General features: G+C 45.6%; 5 protein-coding genes and 1 pseudogene. 3 read left to right on the forward strand and 3 right to left on the reverse strand.

Going from position 1 to position 6000, the window contains the following annotated elements; all coding sequences use genetic code 11:
* Positions 1-228: 228 nt before the first annotated feature.
* Positions 229-1218 carry a beta-N-acetylhexosaminidase gene (gene nagZ, locus H5300_RS17315; RefSeq protein ID WP_004735045.1) on the reverse strand — a complete coding sequence of 330 codons (990 nt, stop codon included), beginning with the start codon at positions 1216-1218 and terminating at the stop codon, positions 229-231.
* 121 nt (positions 1219-1339) lie between these two features.
* On the opposite strand from nagZ, the gene H5300_RS17320 reads away from it, so the two are divergent.
* Positions 1340-2455: an anhydro-N-acetylmuramic acid kinase gene (locus H5300_RS17320; protein WP_108196453.1), complete on the forward strand. Its 1116-nt coding sequence runs from the start codon at positions 1340-1342 to the stop codon at positions 2453-2455.
* Positions 2456-2499: 44 nt separating this feature from the next.
* Positions 2500-3420 (forward strand): N-acetylmuramic acid 6-phosphate etherase, encoded by a 921-nt coding sequence (gene murQ, locus H5300_RS17325; protein WP_017077730.1) that lies wholly within the window; start codon positions 2500-2502, stop codon positions 3418-3420.
* A 109-nt stretch (positions 3421-3529) separates the two neighbouring features.
* On the opposite strand, the gene H5300_RS17330 is transcribed toward murQ, so the two are convergent.
* Positions 3530-3880 (reverse strand): DUF2799 domain-containing protein, encoded by a 351-nt coding sequence (locus H5300_RS17330; RefSeq protein WP_004735048.1) that lies wholly within the window; start codon positions 3878-3880, stop codon positions 3530-3532.
* A 252-nt stretch (positions 3881-4132) separates the two neighbouring features.
* Between H5300_RS17330 and H5300_RS17335 the strand changes: the two genes are divergently transcribed.
* Positions 4133-5626 carry a carbon starvation protein A gene (locus tag H5300_RS17335; protein WP_004735049.1) on the forward strand — a complete coding sequence of 498 codons (1494 nt, stop codon included), beginning with the start codon at positions 4133-4135 and terminating at the stop codon, positions 5624-5626.
* 152 nt (positions 5627-5778) lie between these two features.
* Here H5300_RS17335 and H5300_RS17340 read toward each other — a convergent pair.
* Positions 5779-6000: pseudogene (locus tag H5300_RS17340) on the reverse strand (IS4 family transposase); the annotation flags it as partial.

The following is a 6000-nucleotide window of genomic DNA, read 5'->3' on the forward strand; positions in this document are numbered from 1 at the left end:
ATTTTTACACCCAACATTTCCATTTGGGCTAACAATCTTTAAAAACACAATAACAGCTACAAAAACGATTGCAAGTGTAAACAATAAAAAACATTTACTGTAAATTATAATTTACACAGCCTCTTTAATTCACTCTGATACACAAACCAGTTTAAACCGCGCCCCACACATACAAAAAAGGCGATATTTCTCATATCGCCTTCTTCAAACTTATAGAGTGTTTATTTATCACCCAGCGTTTAACATTCGCTTAATTTGCTCTGAGGCCTTTTTCCATCGACTATCCGAGTGAAGCGTCGATAAATCAAAGCTGTGCTTTTTAAGCAATGAGTTGGCTAAAGGCACCTCTTGAATCGCTAAGTGATCAAGAGCCTCAATTTGTGCATCTCGCTTATTACACATCAGCACCATGTCACACCCTGCATTCAGAGCAGCCTTCGCTCTATCGGCTGGCCCACCCATAATCGCAGCACCTTCCATAGTTAGGTCATCAGAGAACACCAAGCCTTTAAATCCAAGCTGTTGCTTCAATACTTTCTGCAACCAATACTCAGAGCCACTCGCTGGCTGATCATCATAGTGCGAAAAAACCACGTGCGCAGGCATCATCGCATCTAATATTCCAGCTTCAATTTGAGCCTTGAAGATGGCCATGTCGGTTTCAAAGATGTCGTCTCTAGGATCGTAAGGCGTTTCAAGGTGCGAATCAGCAATCACACCGCCGTGTCCTGGGAAGTGCTTGCCTGTTGTCGCCATTCCAACCGATTTCATGCCCTTAATAAAAGCACTACTGTGGCGAACGATGGTATCAATATCTTCACCAAACGCCCGGCTACCAATCGCTTTACAGTCGTGACCTTTATCTAATACAGGCGCAAAGCTCAGATCGATATCATGGGCAATCAATTCCGCCGCCATCAACCAACCGGCTTGTTCTGCTAACTGCTCACCATTATTCTTAGTCGCGAATTCTTGAGCGGCAGGGATAATTGAAAATCCATCGCGGAAGCGCTGAACTCGGCCGCCTTCTTGGTCAACACCAATCAAAATAGGACGTTTCGCTACCTTGCGGATCTCTTTGTTTAACGCCGAAAGCTGTTTGCTATCGTGGTAGTTTCGAGCAAATAAGATGAGACCACCAACAGTTGGGTGCTCTAAAATTTCTCTGTCTTCAGCTGTTAGCTCATAGCCCGCAACATCTACCCACAACGGTCCCATATTTATCCCTTATTAAACCTAATTTCATAAACTTCCCGAGATTATTCTCTTTAAAGTTGCTTTACAATGTTTTTAAACCAATCTGTGGAAGACTTTAAGAATGCAGGGCAAGTGCTTAGGAATGGATCATAAAGAACTGTATATCGGTGTGATGTCGGGAACGAGTATGGACGGCGTTGATACGGCCTTAGTTTCGATAGAAGACACTGGTATCACATTACTCGCTCATGATGAGTTCCCTATGCCAGATGATCTAAAAGCCCGTCTGCTTGAGGTTTGTATTGGTCAGAAAACGGATTTGATTGCCATTGGTGAACTCGACCACCAGCTTGGTCATCTATTTGCTGATGCGGTTCTGCAACTTCTCGACAAATCAGGTACACCAGCATCATCCGTGACTGCGATTGGTAATCATGGCCAAACGGTATTCCACCAGCCAACGGGTGATTCGCCATTTACCATGCAGCTGGGTGATGCCAATATCATTGCCGCTAAAACACAGATTCAAACAGTCGCTGATTTCCGACGTAAAGACATGGCGCTTGGCGGGCAAGGTGCGCCATTAGTGCCAGCGTTTCACCATACGATCTTTCACCCGCAAGACAGCTCAGTTGTGTTGTTGAATATTGGTGGTATCTCGAACATTTCAGTATTGCGCCCTAATCATCCTACGCTTGGCTATGATACTGGCCCGGGCAATATGTTAATGGACGCTTGGGTAGATAAACACACGGGGGAAAAGTTTGACCGTGATGCGCAATTTGCGCTTAAAGGCCAACTGAATCAAGCCTTGCTCGAACAGCTTCTAAGTGAATCTTATCTATCTCAACTGCCACCGAAAAGCACTGGTAGAGAGCTGTTTAATCTACCGTGGCTAGAACAACAACTTACAGAATTTAAAGACCTTGCAGCAGAAGATGTTCAGCGCACACTTTGTGAATACACCGCATTGACGATAGCCAATGAAGTGGGAACTTATCGCTTGGGTAACCAACCTGCACTGTATGTGTGTGGCGGTGGTACACGAAACCCATTGTTGATGAAAAGGTTGGCAGAACTGCTTCCGAGTTGGGAAGTTGATTCAACCACCAGTAAAGGTGTTGATGCCGATTATATGGAAGCCATGGCCTTTGCGTGGCTTGCCCAACGTCATGTTCATCAACTGCCAAGCAATTTACCAGAAGTGACCGGCGCAAGCAGAGCAGCCTCTCTAGGCGTTCTCTATCGTGCTGACTAAAAACTTTAGAACCATCATTTTAGAATTACCATTTAAGGATCATTATGAGTAACGACGCTCTCATATCAGCGCTCTCGCACCTCGTTTCGGAGGGGAGAAACCCTGACACTATGGATATTGATCTGCTCACCTCTCTCGAAGTGGTTGAAAAGATTAACCAACAAGATAAACAAGTGCCTTTAGCGATCGAAGCGGAACTGCCACAGATCGCGAAAGCGGTTGATAAGATCGCTCATGCCTTTCAAAACGGTGGCCGACTGATTTATATGGGTGCAGGTACCAGTGGTCGATTAGGTGTGTTAGATGCCTCAGAATGCCCACCGACTTTTGGCGTTTCAGACAAGATGGTTATCGGTCTCATTGCTGGCGGACCCGAAGCGATTTTGAAAGCCAAAGAAGGCGCGGAAGATTCGCTGACTCTCGGTATTGAAGATCTGAATGCAATTCAGTTTTCAGAAAATGATGTCGTGGTAGGCATCGCGGCTAGTGGCCGCACACCTTACGTAATTGGTGCACTCAACTACGCCAATCAGATTGGTGCGGTGACGGTTGCGCTGTCTTGTAACCCTGGCTCTCCGATCGCTGAGATTGCTCAAATCGCGATAAGCCCAGTGGTTGGCCCAGAAGCCTTAACCGGTTCCACACGCCTCAAATCAGGTACCGCGCAAAAATTGGTGCTCAACATGCTGACCACTGCCAGCATGATTCGTATTGGTAAGAGCTACCAGAACTTGATGGTCGACGTAAAAGCGACCAATGAAAAATTGGTTGCCCGCGCAGCTCGTATCGTAATCCAAGCAACGGAGTGTGACAAAGCCCTTGCAGTTTCGACACTTAAAACCACCGATTATGATGTGAAGCTATCTATTTTGATGATTCTAACAGGGCTAGATTTAGAACTGGCCAAGGCTCAACTTGATCAACAAAATGGCTTCTTGAGAAAAGCAGTCGAGAATAATCAGTAATCTTAATTTGGTTTGTGGCTTCTCATTTAGACAGCTACTTTAACGACATACAAAAAGACCAGTACACATACGGCACTGGTCTTTTTAATTTCTAATCGCTAGCTTGAGCTTAGTAGTCGTTAGAAAACTCATCCCAGCCGCGCTGCCATTCCATACGGAAACGTTGAGCGTCTTCCGTACCTGAACAAACGCCTTCATAAACCTGGCCAGATAAACCAATTTGATAAGCATGGTTTGGGTTGCAGTATTCTGTAACACCTAGATAGTAACCTTTGCTGTAGCTTGATTGATCTACCGTTCCAAGCTTAGTCATCTCTTGGTAAGAACGTTGAGTGTTACCTTTGATACCGTCACGATAGCCAATCTCTTGCCAATTGCCTTCGGCCGCTAAATCTTGAACATTGGCGCTGCATCCTGCAAGGCTAAATGCCACGGCGAATAGTGCTATTATTTTTTTCATTTCAATCCTTTATATTGTTACTTCACCACTTCCTGACGAAGCGCTGCCTTTGTGGCGATTCTCCGCTGAACACGTACTGATGTCCACTCATTGTATGTTGTTGCCCTCTTAAGCAAGAGAACAAACCGCTCAATCAGTTATAACACCACTTAATTAGCTATTCGACCACTCACTCTCATAGCGGAAGTTTCTTCTCATACACTCCTTTAATATACACCCTGACTTAATTAATACATTCAGGGATAACAAATTATGATGTGGTTTCTTACCTGTGTTGCAGCACTCATTGGTGGCTACTTTATTTACGGTGCCTTTATCGAGAAGATTTTCGGTATCAATGAAAAGCGTCAAACACCCGCTCACACCAAGCAAGACGGCGTGGACTTCGTTCCAATGTCGACGCCAAAGGTTTACCTAGTTCAACTGCTTAACATTGCAGGTGTAGGTCCAATCTTCGGCCCTATCATGGGTGCCCTTTACGGCCCAGCAGCAATGCTTTGGATCGTGCTAGGTTGTATCTTCGCAGGTGCCGTACACGACTACTTCTCAGGTATGTTATCTATCCGCAATGGTGGCGCTTCAGTTCCAACCATCACTGGACGTTACCTAGGCAATGGCGCAAAACACTTTATGAACATCTTTGCCATTGTTCTACTGCTTCTTGTTGGTGTGGTATTCGTTTCGGCTCCAGCAGGCATGATCACTAACCTAGTGAACGACCAAACTGATTTCGTAATGTCGACGAGCACCATGGTTGTCATCATCTTTGCTTACTACATCATCGCAACGATTGTCCCTGTCGATAAAATCATTGGTCGCTTCTACCCACTGTTCGGTGCACTGCTTATCTTTATGTCTGTTGGCCTAATCACTGCGATTGGTCTGTCTGACGAGCACCAAATCATGGGTGGCTTCGAGATGAAAGACATGTTCACTAACATGAACCCTAACGATCTACCGCTTTGGCCTGCTCTATTTATCACCATCGCTTGTGGTGCTATCTCTGGCTTCCACGCAACTCAGTCTCCACTAATGGCGCGTTGCATGGAAAATGAGAAAAACGGTCGCTTCGTATTCTACGGTGCAATGATTGGTGAAGGCATCATCGCTCTAATCTGGTGTGCGCTTGCTCTGTCATTCTTCGGTTCAGTTGAATCTTTATCTGACGCGATTGCAAACGGCGGCCCTGGTAACGTGGTATACAGCGCTTCATTTGGCCTACTGGGTGTATTTGGCGGTATCCTTGCTTTCCTTGGCGTGGTTATCCTACCTATCACTTCTGGTGACACAGCGTTCCGTTCAAGCCGTCTTATCCTTGCTGAATACTTCAACATGGAACAGAAAACACTGCGTAACCGACTACTGATGGCTCTACCGCTATTCGTTCTTGGTGGCATCCTGACTCAAGTAGATTTCGGTATCATCTGGCGCTACTTCGGTTTTGCTAACCAATCAACAGCAGTCATGATGCTGTGGACAGCTTCAGCTTACCTACTTCGTCACAACAAACTGCACTGGGTAACAACGGTTCCAGCTATCTTCATGACGTCTGTGTGCATCACATTCATCTTGAACAATAGCCAGCTGGGCTTCGGTCTACCAATGCAGCTTTCAACCATCATCGGTGTGGTGAGTGCATTCGGTGTTGCGGCTTACGTTATCAAAATTTCAAAAGGCAAAGGCGATATCGACCTTGCTGATGAAGAAGAAGAAAAAGAAGCAAAAGGCGTCACCAAAACCGCCTAGTTCTTTCAGACTCTTGAGAACAAGAGACACGTCTTCATAGAGAGACAAAAGAACAAGCCAAACACACTTCGCTTGCTCCCGTAATCACCCAGTGATTCGTGGAAATTAAGACTAAAGCCCGTCCTCTGTGATTAATGCCGTTCGGATAAGCATTATTGCTTGAACCTGAACGGATATTTGGCTGGGACAAAGAGGACTGAACGTGGAAACGTTCGGTCCTTTCTTTTATCTGGAAGAATGAAGTGACTCAAACTGTCTCTCATCCTTTTCAGTTTTACAGGTAGAGTTCCGTCTGGACTTAAAGCTAACCAACGTAATTGCGCATCAATAAGGTTAATTGCGGCGGTAAAACTGACCCTAGTCGCTCGAACCCC

The sequence above is a fragment of the Vibrio sp. SG41-7 genome (assembly GCF_014164465.1).
GTDB classification, from domain to species: domain Bacteria; phylum Pseudomonadota; class Gammaproteobacteria; order Enterobacterales; family Vibrionaceae; genus Vibrio; species Vibrio splendidus.

What these genes read in the sequence shown, in the direction of transcription:
- nagZ (WP_004735045.1), bottom strand. Translation starts at nt 1,218, where the DNA reads ATGGGACCGTTGTGGGTAGATGTTGCGGGCTATGAGCTAACAGCTGAA.
- H5300_RS17320 (WP_108196453.1), top strand. Translation starts at nt 1,340, where the DNA reads ATGGATCATAAAGAACTGTATATCGGTGTGATGTCGGGAACGAGTATG.
- murQ (WP_017077730.1), top strand. Translation starts at nt 2,500, where the DNA reads ATGAGTAACGACGCTCTCATATCAGCGCTCTCGCACCTCGTTTCGGAG.
- H5300_RS17330 (WP_004735048.1), bottom strand. Translation starts at nt 3,880, where the DNA reads ATGAAAAAAATAATAGCACTATTCGCCGTGGCATTTAGCCTTGCAGGA.
- H5300_RS17335 (WP_004735049.1), top strand. Translation starts at nt 4,133, where the DNA reads ATGATGTGGTTTCTTACCTGTGTTGCAGCACTCATTGGTGGCTACTTT.